Source organism: Phenylobacterium sp., assembly GCF_030679875.1.
Classification (GTDB): Bacteria; Pseudomonadota; Alphaproteobacteria; order Caulobacterales; family Caulobacteraceae; genus Phenylobacterium.
Genome location: NZ_JAUXSP010000018.1, coordinates 78,245 through 94,941 on the forward strand (window position 1 = coordinate 78,245; position 16,697 = coordinate 94,941).

The window sequence follows — 16,697 nt, forward strand, 5'->3', positions numbered from 1 at the left end:
CCCTGCGGCCATGATCGGCGAGGTTCGGCCGATCAGCGTGGCTCAAGCGAGGTCCCCATGTCCTATGTCTCATCCCCGCCCGCCCAGGGGGCGCCAAAGACCGGTCCGGTCCAAGGTTGGGATGTAGATCTGGCGGCGTCTGGCGACCGGTTCTTCAACCGGGAAATATCCTGGCTCGCCTTCAATGAGCGCGTGCTCTCGGAGAGCAAGAATCCCCGCCACCCGCTGTTGGAGCGGCTGCGGTTCCTGTCGATCTCGGCCAACAATCTCGATGAATTCTACATGGTCCGCGTGGCGGGCCTGAAGGCGCAGGTCCGCGAACGCGTCCGCTCGGTCAGTCAGGACGGGCTGACTGCCGCCGAGCAGCTGGAGCGGGTCAACGCCGAGGCGGCGATGCTGATGACCGACCAGCAGACCCGTTGGCGCGACCTCCGACAGGAACTGGCGAGCGAAGGCCTGCGGCTCATTGAGGCCGACGAGGTGACCCCGGCCGAGCGGGCCAGCCTTGAGGCGGCCTTCCTCAACCTGGTCTTCCCGATCCTGACCCCCCTGGCCATCGACCCGGCGCACCCCTTTCCGTTCATTCCGAATCTGGCCTTCTCCCTCGCCCTGACTCTCCGGCGCGACGCTGACGGGCGGAAGTTCAACGCCCTGGTGCCCGTCCCCGCCCAGGTCGCCCGGTTCTGGCAGTTGGAGACCCCGCGCGTCGGACGCAAGCCCGCCCGGCCGCAGCGGCGGTTCATCTCGCTGGAGGGCATGGTCGCGCTGTTTGTCGACCACCTGTTCCCAGGCTGCGATGTGGAGGCCAGCGGCGTTTTCCGTCTGATCCGCGATTCCGACGTGGAGATCGAGGAGGAGGCCGAGGATCTGGTGCGCGAGTTCGAGGCGCGCCTGAAGCAGAGACGTCTGGGCTCGGTTGTTCGGGTCGAGATTGAACAGGCCATGCCGGAGGCCCTGCGCGGCTTCATCTGTGAGAACCTCAGCGCTCAACCTGATGATGTCCTGCTCGTCGATGGCCTGCTGGGCTTGGACGAGCTGTCGCAGCTCATTCCGTCTGATCGCCCGGACCTGAAGTTCAAGCCCTTCACCGCCCGTTTCCCGGAGCGGATTCTGGATCATGGCGGCGACTGCTTCTCGGCGATTCGGGAGAAGGACATCCTGGTCCATCATCCCTTCGAGAGCTTCGATGTGGTGGTGCAGTTCGTCCGCCAGGCGGCCCGCGACCCCCACGTCCTGGCCATCAAACAGACCCTGTACCGCACCTCATCAGACAGCCCGATCGTCGCGGCCCTCATCGAGGCCGCCGAGAATGGCAAGAACGTCACCGCCGTCATCGAGATCAAGGCGCGGTTCGACGAAGAGGCCAACCTAAAATGGGCCCGCGATCTGGAGCGGGCCGGCGTCCACGTGGTCTTCGGCTTCGTGGAGTACAAGACCCACGCCAAGCTCTCTGTGGTGGTCCGCCGGGAAGGCGACCAGGTTCGGACCTACTGCCACTATGGGACCGGCAACTACCATCCGGTGACGGCGCGGATCTATACCGACCTGTCCCTGTTCACCACCGATCCGGCCCTGGCCCGGGACTCCTCACGGGTGTTCAACTTCATCACCGGCTACGCCCAGCCGACGAAGCTCGAGCGGCTGTCCTTCTCGCCCATCACCATGAAGCGCGATCTGGTCGCCCTGATTCAGAACGAAGCGGCCAACGCCAGGGCCGGCAAGCCCGCCGCCATCTGGGCCAAGATGAACGCCCTGGTCGACCCGGAGGTCATCGACGCCCTTTACGGCGCCAGCCACGACGGCGTGTCCATCGATCTCGTCATCCGAGGAATCTGCTGTCTGCGTCCTGGCGTGCCAGGCCTGTCCGAGAACATCCGGGTCAAGAGCATTGTCGGACGCTTCCTGGAGCACTCACGCATTGTGGCCTTCGCCAATGGCCACGCCATGCCGTCGAGCAAGGCCAGGGTGTTCATCTCGTCGGCGGACTGGATGCCGCGCAATCTGGACCGCCGGGTCGAGAGCCTCGTGCCGGTGGAAAACCCCACGGTCCACCAGCAGGTCCTGCAACAGATCATGGTGGCGAACCTCAAGGATGAAGCTCAGAGCTGGACCCTGAACGCCCAGGGGGGCTACACCCGCGATCCCAACTGGGACCACCCCAGCGCCTTTTCCGCGCACGAGTATTTCATGACCAATCCAAGCCTCTCTGGCCGTGGCCAGCGAGTAAAGGACATGCCGCGCGCGATCGACCATGTCGCCGCCAGAACCTAGATCCGACAGCCGCCAGGCGGCGGTCATCGACGTCGGCTCGAACTCGGTTCGTCTGGTCATCTACCGGCTTGAGGGCCGGGCCATCTGGACCGTCTATAACGAGAAGGCCCTCGCCGGCCTCGGCCGGGACATGGCCGACACCGGGCGGCTGGCGCCTGACGGGATCGAGGTGGCTCTGGGCGCCCTGCGCCGCTTCCGCGCCATCCTGCAGGACTGGGCCCCTGACGACGTGATCGCCGTGGCGACCGCCGCCGTCCGCGAAGCCGAGGATGGGCCGGCCTTCGCCGACCATGTCCGGGCCGAGCTGGGCCTGCCTCTCCGTGTCCTTTCTGGCGAGGAAGAGGCCTATTTCGCCGCCGCCGGGGTGCTGGCTGGCCATCCGGCCGCCCAAGGCCTGGTCGGGGATCTGGGCGGCTCCAGTCTGGAGCTGGTGAAGGTCGGGCCAGACGGCCCGGCGCCGGGCCTGACCCTGCCCCTTGGTCCGTTCGCCCTCGGCGCCCCGCGGGTGCTGGACGTGGAGCCGACCCGACACCTCATCGCCGACAGCCTCCGCCCCCTCGCCGGCGCGCTTGGCGGCGGCGAGTTTCATGCCGTCGGCGGCGCCTGGCGCAATCTTGGCCTGCTACACATGGTCATGACGGACTACCCCTTGCGGGTGGCCCATCAGTACGAGATGTCGCGCACCGAGGCCCTGGATCTGACGCGGTTTGTCGTGCGCCAGTCACGGTCCTCCCTGGAGCGCATCGTCGGCCTGTCCAAGAAGCGCTACGAGACCCTGCCCTATGCGGCGCTGGTGCTGGAAACCCTGATCGAGCAGCTTGGCCTTGAGCGGATCGTCGTCTCGGCCTTTGGCCTGCGAGAGGGCCTGCTGTGGGACGGCATGGACGAGATTGTCCGCCGCCGCGACCCCCTGCTGGAAGGCTGCGAGGCGATGAGCGTCATGCGGGGGCTGTCGGCAGGTGACATGGCGCAGGCCCTGGATCGTTGGCTCGCGCCAGCCTTCGCCACGCTGGAACCCGTGTTCGGCTCAAGAGACCCGTTGCTGATCGCCGCCGCCTGCCGGCTCGCGGACCTGGGGGGGCGCCTGCACCCCGATCACCGGGCCGAGCTAGCCTTCGCCCAGGTGCTTCGTGCGCCGATCGCCGGCATGTCGCACGCCGAGCGCTGCTTCCTGGCCCTGGCGACGTTCGCCCGCCATTCCGCCTCAAGCAGCGCGCCAGAGCCTGATACGCTAAGCCGCGTGCTAACCGTCGAGCGGCGGGCCCGGGCCCGGGCGCTGGGGGCGGCCCTGCGTCTGGGCTGTGACTTGTCGGGCAGGAACGGCCGGCTCCTGGCCAAGGCTGAACTGGCCATCGAGGGGATGTCCCTGCGCCTGTCCGCCGCCGAGGGCTGGTCAGATCTGCTGCTCGGGGAACAGACGGCCAAGCGCGCCGCGACTCTGGCCGGGGCGCTGAAGCTCAAACTCGCCCTGACCTGAGGTCAGGCGCCGGCTTTCGGGGCGCGACGAACCTCGACCACCCGGACGCGGGCGCCATCCAGCACCAGGGCCAATTCCCCGCGCTTGATCCGCAGGGCGTCGGCGCCAAAGGCCTCCAGACGCCAGCCCTTCAAGGCCTGGCTGTCGGCCTCGTCATCATTGGCGATCATTTCGAGGTCAGAGACGGTCGCGATCAGCTTGGAGGCCACCCCCGTATCCTCCGCCCTTGCCTTGAGCAGCACCTTGAGAAGCTCGACCACCGCCCCGGCGGCCGGCGAACTAGCCGGCTTGGCCCGTTCGACCACAGGTCCATGGGCTTCTGGACTCTTCAAGGCCTCGCGGATCGCCTCAAGGAGATCCGGGCCAAACTTTGAGCCGGAAAAGCCCTTGGGCACGGACCTCAGCCGATCCAAGCCAGCGGCGTCTGTGGGAGCCTGGGTCGCCACCTCGTCGATGGCCTCATCTTTCAGGATCCGGCCGCGCGGCTGGTCACGCTGCTGCGCGGTGCGCTCCCGCCAGGCCGCGACCGCCTTGTAGACCGCCATGTACTTGGCCGTATGCCGGCGCGGTTTCAGGCGCTTCCAGGCGTTCTCGGGCGTCACGTCATAGTTGGCCAGATCCGTCAGGGCCTGCATCTCGTCGGTCACCCAGACGAGGCGGTTCTCCTTCTCCAACCGCTCGCGCAGCATGGGATAGAGCTTGGCCAGGTGGGTCACATCGGCGAGCGCATAGGTCAGCTGCGACTCCGCCAGGGGACGCCTGGCCCAGTCGGTGAAGCGGCTCGACTTGTCGAGCTCGATCTTCAGCATCTGGCGGACCAGGGCGTCATAGGCGATCTGCTCGCCGAACCCTGCGGCCATGCCAGCCACCTGAGTGTCGAACAGGGGCCGCGGCATAGCCTTGAGGTTGTTGAAGATCTCGACGTCCTGGCGGGCGGCGTGGAACACCTTGAGGATGCTCTCGTCGCGCATGACTTCCAGGAACGGCTCAAGGTCCATGCCCTCGGCCATGGGGTCGATGACCGCTTCATCGCTGGCGGTCGCCGCCTGGATCAGACAGAGCTTGGGCCAGTAGGTGGTCTCGCGCATGAACTCGGTGTCTACGGCGACGAAGGGCTGGCCTTTCAGTCTGTCGCAGAACGCCGCGAGTTCGGCGGTGGTTGTAATCGGCGTCATCACGTAGCTATAGCCTCGCGCGCGACCGAGTCTGCAAGCGCCCGATGCGAGGGCGCCCCACTTTTTATTTACGCCTCCCCTGAGGCGAGGGCTTTGAAATGACCGAACGGCCAAACGGGCTGACCTACGCCCAGGCGGGTGTCGACATCGACGCCGGCAACGCGCTTGTGGACGCCATAAAGCCGCTGGCCAAGGCGACGCGGCGGCCGGGCGCAGAAGCGTCTCTGGGCGGCTTCGGGGCGCTCTTCGACCTCAAGGCGGCCGGCTATGACGATCCGCTGCTGGTCACCACCACCGACGGCGTCGGCACCAAGCTGAAGATCGCCATCGAGACCGGGCTGCACGACACGGTCGGGATCGACCTGGTGGCCATGTGCGTCAACGACCTGCTGGCCCAGGGCGCCGAACCCCTGATGTTCCTGGACTATCTGGCCACCAGCAAGCTGGACGTCGCCGTCGCCACGCGGGTGGTCGCGGGCATCGCCGAAGGCTGCAAGCTGGCCGGCGCCGCCCTGGTCGGCGGCGAAACCGCCGAAATGCCGGGCATGTACAACGGCGACGACTATGACCTGGCTGGCTTCTCCGTCGGCGCCGTGGACCGCAACCGGGTCCTGCCGCGAATGGATGACCAGGCGGCTGGCGACCTGCTGATCGGCCTGGCCTCCTCGGGCCCGCACTCCAACGGCTATTCGCTGATCCGCAAGATCGTCGAGCGCTCAGGGCTGGCCTGGGACGCCCCGGCCCCCTTCGCCCAAGGCCAGACCCTGGCGCAAGCCCTGATGGTCCCCACCCGGATCTATGCCCGCAGCCTGACGCCCCTGATCAAGGCCGGCCAGCTCAAGGGCCTGGCGCACATTACCGGTGGCGGCCTGACTGAGAATCCCCCTCGGGCCATCGCGCCGGGCCTCGCGCCGCGCTTCGACTGGGAGGCCTGGACCTTGCCGCCGGTCTTCGCCTGGCTGGCCGAGGTCGGCGGCGTGGCGCAGGAGGAGATGCGCCGGACCTTCAACTGCGGTCTGGGCATGATCCTGATCGTTGGCGCCGAAGACGCCCCGGCGGTCCTCGAGGCCCTTCTGGCGGCCGGCGAGGACGCCTTCATCTGCGGGGAGTTGGCGGCGGCCTGAGCCTGCCTTCAACGCCCATGAAAAAGGGCCGCAGCGCTCACCGCTGCGGCCCTTCCTCATTCAGACTGTCCGTCGATCAGCCGACGATCTGGTCTTCCGTGAAGAACTGAGCGATCTCCAGCTTGGCGTTGTCCTGGCTGTCCGAGCCATGAACCGAGTTTTCGCCGACATTCTTGGCGAACAGCTTGCGGATCGTGCCTTCGGCGGCCTGTTCCGGATTGGTCGCGCCCATGATCTCGCGATACTTGGCCACGGCGTTCTCGCCTTCCAGGACTTGGACCACCACCGGCGCAGAGGTCATCTGGCCGACCAGCTCGCCATAGAACGGGCGCTCCTTGTGGACCTCGTAGAAGGTCTTGGCCTGGGCTTCGGTCATGCGAATCCGGCGCTGGGCGACGATGCGCAGGCCTGCGCCTTCGATCACCGCGTTGATCTTGCCGGTCAGGTTCCGCTCGGTCGCGTCCGGCTTGAGGATCGAGAAGGTGCGTTCGGTCATGGGATTTTTCTTCAGGAATGGGGTCTTGGGGCGGGGTTTCGCCCAGAGGCGCGCGTGTATAGCCCTGAGACCCGCCCACGCCAAGCCGCAGCGGGCGATACCCCCTGACGCGGGAGGCCCCGTCTGCTATGAGCGCGGCCACGGTCGGGACGGCGGCGGCGCAGATCTCGAGTTTCCCGGCCTTTCCCCCTCACGGCGCTCTTGACCGTGCCGCCGAGTCCGCGCCCCTGCGGGCCGCCCCCTCTTTTGTTGTGCCCTGACTGATATGCTGCAAATTCAAGATCTCGTCTTCGACGCCTGGGGCCGCCGTTTCTTTGACGGGGCCACCGTCACCCTCCCCCGCAACGCCAAGGTCAGCCTCGTCGGCCGAAACGGCATCGGCAAGTCGACCCTGTTCAAATTGATCAAGGGCGAACTTGTGCTGGGATCGGGCGAGATCAGCCTGCCTAAGGGCGCACGGCTGGGCTCCGTCGATCAGGAGCACCCCGCCACTCCGGTATCGCTGCTGGACACGGTGCTCGCCGCTGACGAAATCCGTCACGGCCTGTTAGCAGACCTTGAGACCGCCGAGCCCGAGCACATGGGCGAAATCTATGCCCGCCTGATCGAGATCGACGCGGACCGGGCGCCGTCCCGGGCCGCGGAAATCCTGGCCGGCCTGGGTTTCTCGACCGACGATCTGGAACGGCCGATGTCGGAGTTCTCCGGCGGCTGGCGAATGCGGGTGGCCCTGGCCGCCGCCCTGTTCTCCGAGCCGGACATGCTGCTCCTGGACGAGCCGACCAATTATCTCGACCTCGAAGGGGCGCTCTGGCTCGAAGCCCGCCTGCGCACCTATCCCTACAACGCCCTGGTCATCAGCCATGACCGGGAATTGCTGAATAACTCCATCGACCACACCCTGCATCTGGCGGACGGCAAGCTGACCCTCTATGCGGGCGGCTACGACGCGTTCGAGACCCAGCGCGCCGAAAAGGCCCGGCTGCAGGAGGCCATGCGCTCGAAGATCGAGGCCAAGCGCGCCCATATGCAGTCCTTTGTCGACCGCTTCCGGGCCACGGCCAGCAAGGCGACCCAGGCCCAGTCGCGCCTGAAAGCCCTCGCCAAGCTGCCGGTGATCGACGCCGTGGGCAGCGAGAGCGTGGCGCCCTTCACCCTCCCCTCGCCAGAGCGTCCTTTGGCGCCGCCGTTGATCCGGCTGGAAGGCGTCAGCGTCGGCTATGGCGGACCGCCGATCCTGCGCGATCTCAACCTGCGCCTGGATGTCGATGACCGGATCGGCCTGCTGGGCGTCAATGGGGCGGGCAAATCCACCTTCGCCAAGATGGTGGCCGAGGCCCTGGCCATCGAACACGGCCACATGCACCGCGACCGCCGTATGCGGGTGGGCTGGTTTCACCAGCACCAGATCGAAGCGCTGGACCCGACCGATACGCCGCTGGACATCATCCGCCGCGCCATGCCCGAGGCGTCCGAGGCCGCGCGGCGGTCAAGGCTGGCGCAGTACGGCTTCAACCGCGACAAGGTGGAGACCACCGTCGCCGACCTGTCCGGGGGCGAGCGGGCGCGGCTGTTGCTGAACATGGTCGCAGCCGAAGCGCCCCACCTGCTGATCCTCGATGAACCGACCAACCACCTGGACATCGACTCCCGTCGCGCCCTGCTGGAGGCGCTGAACGACTACGCCGGCGCCGTCATCCTGATCACCCATGACCGCTCGCTGATGGAGATGGTCGCCGACCGGCTTTGGCTGGCGGCCGATGGGTCGATCGCACCCTTCGAGGGCGATCTGGAAGACTACTCCCGGTATGTGATCGAACGGGCCAAGGCCCGCGTCCGAGCCCCGTCACAGGTGCGGGAGGAAGCCCCTCCGCCACCACCGCCCCCACCCCCTGCGCGCAAGGCGCCCACCGGCAACGCCCGCCGTCGGGCTGAGGCCGCAGAGCAGGCCCTTGCCCGCGCTACGGATGCCGTCGCCAAGATCGACGCTCAGCTCAGCGACCCGGCCGTCTTCGCTGATGGTCCAGAAAAGGCCGCCGCGCTTGGTCGAGAGCGGACGAGGCTCCAGGGGCTTCTGGACTCCGCAGAAGCCGAATGGATGGCCGCCGTCGAGGCCTATGAGGCTTTGAAGTCTCCTGCGGCGTAAGGGGTGCTGAATCTGATACGGTGATTGCGCCGGGGGGCAATTTTGCGTTTGTTCACACCCCAAGCTTAACCTCATGCACAAGATTCGCATGGACGCCCGGATCGCCACCGATTCCCCAACCCGTGAGAGCGCGCTTGACGGGCGGCTCGCCCGGGCTCTTGCCGCCGTCTCTCATGGGATGGCGTTGATCGACCTGCAGGGGGCGATCACCTGGGTCAATGACAGCTTCACCTCAATCACCGGCTACACCTCCGAGGAGGCGGTTGGTCAAAACGCGGCCGACCTTCTGCTTGGCCCTGCTGGCCAGACCGAAGAGGCCCAGATCACCCGTCGACTGCATGCGCGCTACGGGCACCGCGCCGAGGCCTCTGCGCGGCGCAAGAGCGGTGAGACCTACTGGGTGGACGCCGACCTGCGCCCGGTCTCGGACTCCGCCGGCGAGCTTGAGAGCTACGTCCTCACCCTCGCCGACATCACCGAAATCCGAGACGCCCAGCGTCGATCTGAAGCCGCCTCGACCGCCTTGCGCGACGCCGCCCGCATGGCCGGACTCGGCGGTTGGGAGATCAATTTTGGTACTGCAGAAATAGACTATAGCCCAGAACTGGGCGCCATGATGGGGCGAACCGAGTCCTCTGAAAGTCTCCGGACCGCCATCGAGGTCTATCTGCCCGAGCACCGGGATGCTGTGATGAGCGCCGTCATCGCAACCGTGCAGAACGGTGAACGCATGGACTTCGAGGCTGAGGCGCTGACAGGTGATGGCCGGCGAATCTGGCTTCGCGTGATGGGGGTCGCAGAAGTCATCGATGGGGTTTGCGTGGCGGTGCGGGGCGCGAGCCAGGACATCACAACCATGCGTCGCGCGTTGGGTGAGCTGCGGGAATCCGAAGGCTTCGCCCGCGGCGTCATCGACGGCATCGCCGCCATGGTGGCGGTGATCGACGCCAACGGCCAACTGATTGAGGCCAACCGCAGCTTCCGGAACGCTGGCGGCGCCCGTTCATCGCCGGAGCAGACCCCCCGTCTGAACATGTTTGAGATTTTCCGCCGGTTGCCTGGGGGCCATGGTCGGTCCCTGGAGCGTGGTATCCGGGCGGTGATCGACGGGCAAAGGGAGACCTTTACCCGCACCTATGAAGCGATGAGTGGGGAGTGGTTCCGGCTCAGCGCCTCGCGGTTTGTCGGGGATGGCCCTGTCCGTGTGGTGATTTTCACCCAGTCCATCGCAGACCTGAAGCGTTCAGAACGACGACTGCGCACCCTGAACACCAATCTCAAGCGGGCCCGCGATCAGGCTGATGCGGCCAACCTGGCCAAGAGCGCCTTCCTGGCCACGATGAGCCATGAGATCCGAACCCCGCTCAACGGTGTGCTGGGCATGGCCCAGGCCATGGCCCGTGAGGACCTGCCGCAAAATCAGAAGGAACGCCTGGCGGTGATCCGCCAGGCCGGCGAAACCCTCCTGGTCCTGCTGAATGATCTGCTGGACCTTTCCCGGATCGAGGCTGGACGGCTCGAGTTGGAAAACGGCGTAGTGGACATCGCCCAGATCGCCAAGGGGGCGCAGAGCACCTTCACCACACTTGCCGCTGAAAAGGACCTTTCCTTCAGCCTGACGATCGACCCCCAAACGCCGGCCTACTGGTGGGGGGACTCCAATCGGGTTCGGCAGATCCTGTACAATCTGGTGTCCAACGCCGTGAAGTTCACCGCCCGCGGATCGGTCGAGGTGAAGGTGACCAGCAGGAATGGCGACCTGGTCATGGCCGTCTCAGACACCGGGCACGGTATCGCGCCGGAGCGCCTCGGCGCCCTGTTCGAGAAGTTCGTCCAAGCCGATACCTCGACCACGCGGAAATTCGGCGGCTCTGGCCTCGGCCTGGCGATCTGCCGGGAATTGTCCAGCCTCATGGGCGGTACGATCAGCGTGCAAAGCGTCCTCGAGCGCGGATCCACCTTTACGGTGAAGCTGCCCCTCAAGGTGGCCACGGCGCCCATGGCCGAAGATGCCCTGCCAGACGCAGTTCACGGCCTTCACCTTGCGCACCAAGGCCCCCTGCGCATCCTGGCGGCAGAGGACAATCCCATGAACCAGCTGGTCCTGAAGACCCTGCTCGCCCCGCTCATGATCGACCTCCATCTCGTGGACGATGGGGAGGACGCCGTCGCCGCCTGGGCTGATGGCCAGTGGGACGCCATTCTGATGGACGTGCAGATGCCGCGGATGGATGGCCCGACCGCCACGCGGATGATCCGGATACGGGAAGAGGCCGAGGGTCGCCCCCGCACCCCGATCATCGCCCTGACGGCGAACGCCATGTCTCACCATGAGCGCGAATACCTCGAGGCTGGTATGGACGCGCTGACCCCCAAGCCCATTGAGCTCGAACGGCTCCTCGGCGCCCTGGACATGTTGCTGGCCGGCGCCCCATCTTCCAGCCGGGCGTGAGGGAGCGATAGAGCGATGCCGGAGTGGGCGCGTGTGATTTATCTGCTGCTGGCGGCCGTCCTGGTGGCGCCGGCCGCCTTCGCCATCATCGCGCGCTGGGTACGTCGTCGGCCGCGCGACTGACAGCTCAGCCGCCTACCCGCAGCGGACCTCTTTGATCAGTCCGGTATCGGCGTCGTAGAAAAAGTTCAGCCTGCGGGGATGGAAGTCCATCGTCACCGGACAGGTGGTGCAGGCGACGCGCTGCAGTCCCGGGTTGACCGGAACCGGGATCTCGCTGCGATGCCGACCCACAAGGCGCTGAGCCTGGGCGGCTCCGCACTGGTCAGCCACAGGCGCGGGCGCCGGGCGCGGCGCAGGTTGCGGACCGGTTGTGGGCGGCGCCGCAGAGGGCTCGCTGGCGCAGGCGCCCAGAAGGACCAGGCTAGCGCCAAGAATGAGGGCGAGTTTGTGCGTCATGCCTGTTTCTCCCAACCACGGACCATTTGTTTCCAGTAACTCACCGGAAGCCCTGACGCCTTGATGGCACGCCATTGCGCCCGCGCTGTGGCGAGGGCGGCCGCATCGCGCCCATCGAACAGGACGATGCAACGGACGAAGCCGTCAAGGGGTCCCGCCTCCGCCCCATCCAGCAGAAACACCACGTCGGCGTCGCTGGGATTATCCATCCCAGCGGTGAGCAAGATGGGCTGCTGGGCGGCATGGGGCTCCTCGACCCGCCCGTGCGCCAGAAAGCTGTCGTCGCGATAGGTCCAGAGGTGGCTGTCGAGGTGTTCAAGGCGTTCGACGAGGCGTGAGCGGACCAGGGCCTTCCAGCCCCGGGCCAGGGTTCGCTCCAGAAGCTCCGGCAGCACCTGATCAAGGTCTGACCGCTCCATGTGATAGAACCAGACTTCGCAAGGCGCCTCAGCCATGGGGCGCCTCATTGAGCGCCTGCCCCAGGTCAAAGATCGAGGCGGCCACCACCCGTGACGCGGTCAGGGGCGAGAGGTGATTGAGTTGCAGTCTGCGCGCTGGCCAGCCGAGCCCCCTCGCCGCCTGGGCCTGATCTTCATAGGCGCCGCTGAGCTGCAGATACGCGCCGGGCCCGGCCAGCCCCCCTGGTGGCGCGATCTCCTCGAAATAGGCCAGCGGCAGCGGCCCCAGTTCGGCCAGGAGATCACGGCGCAGATCGTCATCAGGGACAAGTCGCGCCAGGGCTCCAGGCGGCCACCAGCCATCCCATGAGGGCAGCTCCCCCCCCTGTGAGCCCAGGGTCAGGTCCTGGCGCAGGCCCGGCGGAGCGGTGTCCAACCAGCATTGCCCCGGGTGAGGAAGGATGGCGTCGACGAGGATCGTGGCCGCCACGGGCGCTGAGAGCGCCGCCGCCAGGGCGGGAATCAGCGCCCCGGCGCCGCTATGGGCGACCAGAAGGACCGGCTCGCGCCCCGCAGCATCCACCGTTCCTGCGAGCTCGGTCGCCAGGGTACGATAGAAGTCTCCCCCCACCTGCGACAGGGGAGGCCAGGCCGGAGTCTCGGCGTGGGCGCCCCGGCCGCGCAGATCCTCGGCCACCGCCTGCCAGGTCAGGGGACCCAGCAGGGGACTATGCAACAGGACGAACCGCACCGCGCCCTCCCCGTCCCGACAGGCTTCGATCAGCTCTCGTATCTGTCCGCCACCATCCGATTGAGCAGCCTGACGCCGTAGCCCGTGGCGCCCTCAGGAAGGGTGGGCACGCTGGACGGCTTCTTCCAGGCGGTGGAGGCGATATCCATGTGCGCCCAAGGCAGATCGTTGACGAACCGCTGCAGGAAGAGGGCCGCGGTGATAGAGCCCCCGGCCCGGCCGCCGGTGTTCTTCATGTCGGCGATCATGCTGTCGATCTGCTTGTCGTAGGCCGGCGGCAGCGGCATCCGCCAGAGGGGCTCGGCCTCGGCCTTGGAGGCGGCCAGCAGATTGTCGGCAAGTTCGTCATTGTTGGAGAAGACGCCGGCGTAGTCGTTGCCCAGGCTGATGATGATCGCCCCGGTCAGGGTGGCCAGGTCGACCATGAACTTCGGCTTGAAGCGGTCCTGGCAGTACCAGAGGGCGTCGGCCAGCACGAGGCGGCCCTCGGCGTCGGTGTTGATGATCTCAATGGTCTGGCCAGACATGCTGGTGACCACGTCCCCCGGGCGCTGGGCGTCGCCGTCGGGCATGTTCTCCACGAGACCCAGAACGCCCACGGCGTTGACCTTGGCCTTGCGGCCGGCCAGGGCGTGCATGAGACCGGCCACGGCGGCGGCGCCGCCCATGTCCCACTTCATGTCCTCCATGCCTTCGGCGGGCTTGATCGAGATGCCGCCCGTATCGAAGCACACGCCCTTGCCTACGAAGGCGATGGGCTGAGCCGCAGGATCGGCGGCGCCGTTCCACCGCATGATGGCCAGCTGGCTTTCCCGGGCGCTGCCTTGGCCGACGCCGAGCAGTGAGCCCATGCCGAGTTTCTGCATTTCGGCCTCACCGAGAATCTCGACCTCAAGGCCGAGAGTCTCCAGCGCTTTGACGCGGCGGGCGAACTCGACGGGGTAGAGGATGTTCGGCGGCTCAGAGACCAGGTCGCGGGCAAAGGCGATCCCGTCGGCCAGGGCGGCCAGGGTTGTGAAGGCCGCCTGCGCAGCCTCGACATCGGCGCAAACAAATTCAGCCCGGACCACGGAGGGCTTCTTGTCGGCGGCCTCCTTCGTTCGGTAGCGGTCGAACCGGTAGGCGCCCAGGCGCACCCCCAGGGCCGCCCGTTCGGGCTGTGCCGTCGCCTCATCGGCGAATGCGACTCGAAGGCCTGTCAGGCCCGAGAGCTTGACCGCGCTATAGGCGCTGGCGGCGGCATGCTCCGCGCCGACCGCGTCGAACGCGTCGCGCTTGCCTGCGCCCACCAGAACCAGACGCGCCGCGGAGTGGCCGGCCGGCGCAACGAAATCCAGGACCTGCCCCTTGGCGCCGGTAAAGCGGCCTTGCGCCAGGGCGCGACCGACCACACCTCCAGCGAGGCTGTCGGCTTCGGCGGCTGCGCCGGAGAGCACAGCGCCCTCGAAAACGATGATGGCCAACGCCGAATTCTCGGGGAGGTCGGCCGCGGCCGTGACGAATTGGATGTCCATGCGATATCTCAACCAAAGCAAAGCTGAAGGCGCTCCGCCACCAGGCCGCCTAGACTGGCGTCACCTGCGGCGGTTGTGTGGCGCGGCGACGCATGGTTTAGAACAGCTTCGCGCCCAGGGCGCGCCAAATCAGCCCGGCGACGCCTTTTTTCCATGCGCCTGATAGACCGATATCTGCTTCGCCAGCTCCTGGGCCCGACCCTGCTGGCGACGCTCGCGTTGACGGCGGTGGCCCTGCTGAGTCAGAGCCTGTCGGCCCTTGATGTCATCATAAACCAGCGTCAGAGCGCCGGCGTCTTCCTGAAGATCACCCTGCTGGCCATGCCGCAGCTGATCAACATGGTCATGCCGCTGGCCCTGTTCGTGGCCGCCCTGGTGGCGCTCAACCGCCTGCAGAGCGAGCAGGAACTCGTGGTGTGCTTCGCCGGCGGCATGAGCCGCTGGCGGGTCATCGCGCCACCCATGCGGCTAGCTGTGGTTGTCGCCCTATTGGCCCTGGTGCTGAATCTGTTCATCCAGCCGGCGTCCTACCGGGAACTGAGAGAAACCCTGTTTGACGTGCGCACCGACCTGGCCGCCACACTGGTTCGCGAAGGTGAGTTCACAGAGCCCGCGCCGGGTCTGACGGTCTATGCCCAGAGCGTGGACAGTCGCGGTCGGATGGGCAACCTGTTCATCCATGTGGCCGAGAGCGACGGCAAGGCCACGACCTACACCGCCGATGAGGGCCGCATGGCGACCCGAGCAGGGGCGCCGGTCCTGGTGATGTCCCGCGGCTCCACACAGGAGTTCAGCGCGACAGGCGTTCTGAACTATCTCACCTTCGACGAGTACATCTTCGATCTAGGGCCTCTGGTCGCCTCAGACGAGCTGGTCCACTACAAGCCCTCCGACCGATATCTGCACGAGCTGTTCTTCCCCGACCTGGAGCAGGATTGGGAGCGCCGGAACCGCCTGGATATGTTAGCCGAGGGGCACGCCCGCCTGGCGACGCCCCTATACAACATCGCCTTCATGGCCCTGGCCCTGGCCGCCATCCTGGGTGGGGGTTATGACCGGATGGGCTATGGTCGGCGGATCGCCTGGGCCGGGGGGGCCGCAGCCTTGACCCGAATCCTGGGCTTCGTCGTTCAGGCGGCCGCAGAATCCAGCGCCTGGCTCAATCTTCTTCAGTACGCCGTGCCGCTTCTGGCGATCACGCTCGCGCTGCGCAGCGTCTTCCGACAGCGCGTGTCCCGGTTCATCGACATGCGCAAACGCCCGGTGCGCATCGCCAGGGCTGGAGCCTCGGCATGAGGTTCGGACGAATTGAAGCCTATGTGCTCTCGCGGAGCCTGCTGAGCGTCGGCGTCGCCCTGGCGGTGATCACCGCGGTGATCATCCTCGTTCAGTTTGTGGAGCTGTCCCGCTCCGTGGGCGTGCGCGCCGAGGTCAGCGTCGCCGAGCTGTTTGGCCTGACCGCCCTGGGCACACCCAGCCTGGTGCTCGTGCTGCTGCCCTTCGTCTTCCTGTTTGGCTGCATGGCGGCCTATGTCAGCCTCAACCGACGCAGCGAACTGGTCGCCATGCGCGCGGCCGGGGTTTCAGCGTGGCGCTTCATCCTGCCGACCGCGGTGGCCGCGGCGCTCGTGGGCGCGATCTCAGTCACCCTCCTGAACCCCCTGGCGGCGGCGGCCAACGCCCGATTTGGCATCGAGCGGGCGCGGATCATGGACAACTATCTGGTCGACGCGCCTGAGGACATCTGGCTGCGGCAGGGCGATGAGCGGAGCCAGATCGTCATTCACGCCAAGGACCGCGACATCATCGACGGGACAGTGGTCCTGCGGGGCGTGTCCCTGTTCATCTACCAGAAGAACGAAGCCGGCATTCCGGAGTTCAGGCGGCGGCTGGAGGCTGCAGAAGCGCGCCTGCTCCCCGGTTTTTGGCGATTGACCGACGTTCGCGAGGCCGCAGCTGGTGAAAGCTCCGTGCGCTCAGAGAGCCTGTCACTCCGCTCCAGCCTGGACAGCGAATCGGCGCTTGAACGCTTCGCATCTCCGCAGGCCATCGCCTTCTGGCGACTGCCGGCCGCCATCAGAACCACCGAGCAGGCGGGGTTCAGCGCCAGCCGCTATCAGTTGCGCTTCCAACAACTCCTGGCGACCCCGCTGTTGTTCGCCGCGATGACGATCCTCGCCGCAGCCTTCTCCCTGCGTTTGGCTCGCCTTGGTGGGCTGGCGGGTCTGGCCGGCGCTGGCGTAGCACTGGGTTTTGTCTTTTTCTTCCTGAACGAATTCGCCGGCGCCCTGGCCAATGCAGACATAATTCCCCTGGCCGCCGCCGCCTGGGCGCCGCCTGTGATCGCCCTCCTGTCGGGCCTCACACTGCTCTGCTACACCGAAGACGGTTGAAAGACGCCGCCACGCCGCTATTCCCTGCGCACGGCCCGCGG

13 protein-coding genes are annotated in these 16,697 nt (G+C 66.7%); 7 read left to right on the top strand and 6 right to left on the bottom strand.

Annotation, left to right across the window (positions count from 1 at the left end):
* Positions 1 to 57: 57 nt before the first annotated feature.
* Both Q8K84_RS10665 and Q8K84_RS10670 read left to right on the top strand, forming a co-directional pair.
* A complete protein-coding gene (locus tag Q8K84_RS10665) occupies positions 58 to 2,271 on the top strand; it encodes an RNA degradosome polyphosphate kinase (RefSeq protein ID WP_305282622.1) in 2,214 nt (737 codons plus the stop codon).
* Complete coding sequence (locus Q8K84_RS10670; RefSeq protein ID WP_305282623.1) at positions 2,252 to 3,748, top strand: Ppx/GppA phosphatase family protein; 1,497 nt, start codon at positions 2,252 to 2,254, stop codon at positions 3,746 to 3,748. Before Q8K84_RS10665 ends, Q8K84_RS10670 begins: the two co-directional genes overlap by 20 nt.
* A 2-nt stretch (positions 3,749 to 3,750) precedes the next feature.
* On the opposite strand, the gene rnd is transcribed toward Q8K84_RS10670, so the two are convergent.
* Positions 3,751 to 4,923, bottom strand: a complete 1,173-nt coding sequence (rnd, locus tag Q8K84_RS10675) for a ribonuclease D (protein ID WP_305282624.1) — start codon at positions 4,921 to 4,923, stop codon at positions 3,751 to 3,753.
* Positions 4,924 to 5,021: 98 nt separating this feature from the next.
* Here rnd and purM point away from each other — a divergent pair, with 98 nt between their 5' ends.
* The gene (purM, locus tag Q8K84_RS10680) at positions 5,022 to 6,047 is read left to right on the top strand and encodes a phosphoribosylformylglycinamidine cyclo-ligase (RefSeq protein ID WP_305282625.1); all 1,026 of its coding nucleotides are present in this window, start codon (positions 5,022 to 5,024) and stop codon (positions 6,045 to 6,047) included.
* Between the two features lie 76 nt (positions 6,048 to 6,123).
* On the opposite strand, the gene ndk is transcribed toward purM, so the two are convergent.
* Complete coding sequence (ndk, locus tag Q8K84_RS10685; protein WP_305282626.1) at positions 6,124 to 6,543, bottom strand: nucleoside-diphosphate kinase; 420 nt, start codon at positions 6,541 to 6,543, stop codon at positions 6,124 to 6,126.
* A gap of 265 nt (positions 6,544 to 6,808) precedes the next feature.
* Here ndk and Q8K84_RS10690 point away from each other — a divergent pair, with 265 nt between their 5' ends.
* A complete protein-coding gene (locus tag Q8K84_RS10690) occupies positions 6,809 to 8,689 on the top strand; it encodes an ABC-F family ATP-binding cassette domain-containing protein (protein ID WP_305282627.1) in 1,881 nt (626 codons plus the stop codon).
* A 73-nt stretch (positions 8,690 to 8,762) separates the two neighbouring features.
* The gene (locus Q8K84_RS10695) at positions 8,763 to 11,141 is read left to right on the top strand and encodes an ATP-binding protein (RefSeq protein WP_305282628.1); all 2,379 of its coding nucleotides are present in this window, start codon (positions 8,763 to 8,765) and stop codon (positions 11,139 to 11,141) included.
* 135 nt (positions 11,142 to 11,276) lie between these two features.
* On the opposite strand, the gene Q8K84_RS10700 is transcribed toward Q8K84_RS10695, so the two are convergent.
* The 4 genes from Q8K84_RS10700 to Q8K84_RS10715 are packed head-to-tail and all read right to left on the bottom strand — an operon-like array spanning position 11,277 to position 14,263.
* Positions 11,277 to 11,600, bottom strand: a complete 324-nt coding sequence (locus Q8K84_RS10700) for a peptidase inhibitor I78 (RefSeq protein ID WP_305282629.1) — start codon at positions 11,598 to 11,600, stop codon at positions 11,277 to 11,279.
* Positions 11,597 to 12,055, bottom strand: coding sequence for a DNA polymerase III subunit chi (locus Q8K84_RS10705; protein WP_305282630.1), 459 nt, complete (start codon positions 12,053 to 12,055; stop codon positions 11,597 to 11,599). Before Q8K84_RS10705 ends, Q8K84_RS10700 begins: the two co-directional genes overlap by 4 nt.
* A complete protein-coding gene (locus Q8K84_RS10710) occupies positions 12,048 to 12,749 on the bottom strand; it encodes a hypothetical protein (protein WP_305282631.1) in 702 nt (233 codons plus the stop codon). Before Q8K84_RS10710 ends, Q8K84_RS10705 begins: the two co-directional genes overlap by 8 nt.
* Positions 12,750 to 12,778: 29 nt before the next feature.
* A complete protein-coding gene (locus tag Q8K84_RS10715) occupies positions 12,779 to 14,263 on the bottom strand; it encodes a leucyl aminopeptidase (protein ID WP_305282632.1) in 1,485 nt (494 codons plus the stop codon).
* A gap of 153 nt (positions 14,264 to 14,416) precedes the next feature.
* On the opposite strand from Q8K84_RS10715, the gene lptF reads away from it, so the two are divergent.
* Entirely contained in the window at positions 14,417 to 15,559 is a 1,143-nt protein-coding gene (gene lptF / locus Q8K84_RS10720) for an LPS export ABC transporter permease LptF (RefSeq protein ID WP_305282633.1), read from the top strand.
* A complete protein-coding gene (locus Q8K84_RS10725; protein ID WP_305282634.1) occupies positions 15,556 to 16,656 on the top strand; it encodes an LptF/LptG family permease in 1,101 nt (366 codons plus the stop codon). The genes lptF and Q8K84_RS10725 overlap by 4 nt, the downstream gene beginning before the upstream one ends.
* Positions 16,657 to 16,697 lie beyond the last annotated feature (41 nt).